Origin of the sequence: Oscillibacter sp. CAG:155, from assembly GCA_000436875.1 — a bacterium.
Taxonomy (GTDB): domain Bacteria; phylum Bacillota; class Clostridia; order Oscillospirales; family Oscillospiraceae; genus Oscillibacter.
Window position 1 is genome coordinate 24,875 of record FR890939.1, and the last position, 3,191, is coordinate 28,065.

5 protein-coding genes are annotated in these 3,191 nt (G+C 63.2%); all 5 read right to left on the reverse strand.

Features of this window, described 5'->3' with window-relative positions:
- Positions 1–116: 116 nt before the first annotated feature.
- Positions 117–623: an amidase domain-containing protein gene (locus QZL67_RS07995; protein ID WP_022290200.1), complete on the reverse strand. Its 507-nt coding sequence runs from the start codon at positions 621–623 to the stop codon at positions 117–119.
- Between the two features lie 88 nt (positions 624–711).
- Positions 712–897 carry a hypothetical protein gene (locus QZL67_RS08000; protein ID WP_022290201.1) on the reverse strand — a complete coding sequence of 62 codons (186 nt, stop codon included), beginning with the start codon at positions 895–897 and terminating at the stop codon, positions 712–714.
- Positions 894–1,094: a hypothetical protein gene (locus QZL67_RS08005; RefSeq protein ID WP_022290202.1), complete on the reverse strand. Its 201-nt coding sequence runs from the start codon at positions 1,092–1,094 to the stop codon at positions 894–896. Before QZL67_RS08005 ends, QZL67_RS08000 begins: the two co-directional genes overlap by 4 nt.
- Positions 1,091–1,450, reverse strand: coding sequence for a PqqD family protein (locus QZL67_RS08010; protein WP_022290203.1), 360 nt, complete (start codon positions 1,448–1,450; stop codon positions 1,091–1,093). The genes QZL67_RS08005 and QZL67_RS08010 overlap by 4 nt, the downstream gene beginning before the upstream one ends.
- 108 nt (positions 1,451–1,558) lie before the next feature.
- Positions 1,559–3,191, reverse strand: a 1,633-nt coding sequence (locus QZL67_RS08015; protein ID WP_292920135.1) for an OPT family oligopeptide transporter, incomplete at its 5' end; no start/stop codon positions are given.

The following is a 3,191-nucleotide window of genomic DNA, read 5'->3' on the forward strand; positions in this document are numbered from 1 at the left end:
CCGCCGACAGCAGCCCGCAGAGGAACTTCTTCATGGGAACCACCCTCTCTTTTGTGATAATTTCATGATACCATCTGCCCTGGGAAAAATGTGAATAAATTATGAATTTCACGTCTTCAGGGGCGGATTGTGCCGGTGATATGGAGAAAGCGGATGTCCTGGAACTGATAGGTGGACAGCGGCCGGTTGTCGGCGTCGTAGCTGTGGGCGGCGATGAGGGTGTTCTCCAGCGTGGGGACGGTGCCGGTGGCCACCACCACCGGCGAGTGCTGGAAGGTGCCGTCCCCGGTGAAGGAGAGCTGGACGATGTCTCCGGGCCGCAGGTCCTCCAGGGCGGCGGGCTCCCCCACTGGTCCCACGGAGAAGGTCTTGCGGGTGAGGAAGTTCCAGAGGAACGGCACCCCGGTCCAGGCGGGGGCCTTCTGGTTGGCGGTGATGTAGTACCAGCCGTAAGTGGGTGTGAAATTCATGATGCCGCAGCCGGCGAAGATGCACTGGGAGGCAAAATTGGTGCAGTCGCCCCCTACCTGCTCGTAGTCGTAAAACGCCGGGTTGCGCCCATAGGCCCAGGCGTGGGCGTACAACACGGCAGCCTTGCGGTCGTAATCCTGCAAAAAGCGCATGGTCTCCCCTCCCCTTTCTCACCAGCTTATGCGGCTCCCGTCGGCGTGAGCACAAAAAAACAGCCGCCCTCTCCGGGCGGCTGAGCCGTTATTTGCGCAGGGTGTAGAGTTCCGTGCCCCGTTCCTTTCGGACGGATACGAACCGCTGCTCCACCAGATAGGGCAGCAGCACGTCCAGGAATTGGTCCGGGTCCGTGACGGCGATGCGCCGCTGGGAAAAGGGGCGGCTGGCGGGGAGACCCTCCACCACCGGGCGCAGCTGGGCGCGGGTCATGCCACGGGGCGCAGCTGGGCGCGGGTCATGGGGCCGTTTTTCCGCAGCGCCCGCCGGATGCGGGACGCACCCTTGGACTCCAGCAGCGCCTGATCGTCCCGGTCTGCGGTCTGGGCCCGATAAAGGCCCCAGGCGTAGACCACCGCTGTGATGACCATGAAGGCCAAGAGATAGGGCAGATAGTGCAGCAGATTCATTTTGCCTTCTCCCCCGCGTTTTTCCAGACGATGAAGTGGTGGTCCCGCAGGATCTCCAGGAACTTGATGAGCCGGGACAGGGATTTTTCCATGCCGGGGTATGCCTCGTCCAGCTTCCGGGAGATGTCATACACGGTCCGCTTCCCGTCGATGAGCTTCCAGATGAAGCTGCCGTAGCCGTCCAGGTCGATGTGGCTGACCCGGGGGCGATGGAAAAAGCGTTGGGCGATGCGGTTGTAGAATCCGGTCCACTCCTTGGTGAGGGTGACGATGCCCGCCTCATCTTCGGTGAATTCTGTCTCCGGGGTGCGCTGGGGCACGTATTCCAGATAATTTTCGGACTGCTTCTTTTTCATGGATGGAAGTCTCCTTTGTGGGATGGGACCGAGACCGGCCCGGTAAAAAGATGGGCACGGCCAGCCCGCAGGGGCGGGCCGTGCCCGGAAAACGCATGGGAAGGAAGATCAGGCCTTCTTTTTGCCGAGGCACACCTTCACCAGGGTGCCCAGCAGAGCCAGGAAAAGCACGATGGAGCCGAAGCTGCCCAGGTCCACGATGCCGGAGAAGTCGGTGTTGACCTTGCCGGCGGCAAGGCCAGCCAGAACGACGCCCATGAGGCCCTCGCCCGCGATGAGGCCGGAGGTGTACAGCACGCCGCGGTCCACACCGGCGCGGCGCTCCTCGTCGGAGACGTTCTTGCGGCGCTCCATGAACCAGCGGACGATGCCGCCGGCCATGATGCCGGCGCTGAGGCTGAAGGGCAGGTACATGCCCACGGCGAAGGGCATCACCTGGACACCCATGATCTCCACCACGATGGCAACGCCCACGCCGGTGAGGATCAGCGCCCAGGGCAGCTGCGCGTTCATGATGCCTTCCACCAGCATCTTCATCATGGTAGCCTGGGGAGCGGGGATCTCCTCGCCGCCGAACTCCCAGGCGGCGTTCATCAGATACAGCACGAATCCGATGACGGCAGCGGAGGCAATGACACCGATGATCTCACCGATCTGCTGCTTCTTAGGGGTGGCGCCCAGGATGAAGCCGGTCTTCAGGTCCTGAGAGCAGTCGCCGGCGATGGCGGCGATGACGCAGATGATGCCGCCGATGCAGATGGCGCCGGTCATGCCGGTGGTGCCCACGGTGCCGGTGGCCTTCAGGAGGATGGTGGTGATGATGATGGTGGCAATGGCCATACCGGACACCGGGTTATTGGAGGAGCCGATGAGGCCCACCATCCGGGAGGACACGGTGGCGAAGAAGAAGCCGAAGACCACCACGATCAAAGCGCCCAGCAGGTTCACGGGGAATGCGGGCAGCAGCCAGATCGCCACGGCGATGACCAGCATAGCCACGATCAGCACGGGCATGGGGATGTCCTGCTCGGTGCGCAGAGAGGAGGCCTTGCCGGCGCTCTTCATGCCCTTCATAGCCTGCTTGAAGGTGCGCACGATCAGGGGGAAGCTCTTGATGAGGCTGATGATGCCACCGGTGGCCACGGCGCCGGCGCCAATGTACTTGACGTAGGTGCCCCACAGATCAGAAGGAGCCAGGGCGCTGATGGCTTTGGAGCCCGGGAACACGACAGCGTCGCCGCCGAAGAGGGCGATCATGGGCATGATGACGAACCAGCTCAGGGTGCCGCCGGCGAACATGTAGCTGGAGATCTTGGGACCGCAGATGTAGCCCACGCCCACCAGGGAGGGCAGCACCTGGATGCCGATGGAGGAACCCTTGTAAAAGGCGATGTCATGGCCGATCTCGCTGGGGAAGATCTTGAAGCCGTCGCTCACCAGCTTGTAGACGGCGGCGATGCCCAGGCCGGAGAACACGGCGCTTGCCTTACTGCCGCCCTCTTCACCGGCCAGCAGCACCTCGGCGCAGGCGGTGCCCTCGGGGAACGGCAGCACGCCGTGCTCCTCCACGATCAGAGCCTGACGCAGGGGCACCATGAAGATGACGCCCAGAACGCCGCCCACCAGGGCAACCAGACCCAGTGTCACCACGCTGGGCATGTCAATGATGCCGTCTTTGGCCCACAGGAACAGAGCGGGCAGGGTGAAAATGGCGCCGGCGGCCACGGACTCACCGGCGGAG

Coding starts and splice junctions, on each gene's coding strand:
- QZL67_RS07995 (WP_022290200.1), bottom strand. CDS start 623: ATGCGCTTTTTGCAGGATTACGACCGCAAGGCTGCCGTGTTGTACGCC.
- QZL67_RS08000 (WP_022290201.1), bottom strand. CDS start 897: ATGACCCGCGCCCAGCTGCGCCCGGTGGTGGAGGGTCTCCCCGCCAGC.
- QZL67_RS08005 (WP_022290202.1), bottom strand. CDS start 1,094: ATGAATCTGCTGCACTATCTGCCCTATCTCTTGGCCTTCATGGTCATC.
- QZL67_RS08010 (WP_022290203.1), bottom strand. CDS start 1,450: ATGAAAAAGAAGCAGTCCGAAAATTATCTGGAATACGTGCCCCAGCGC.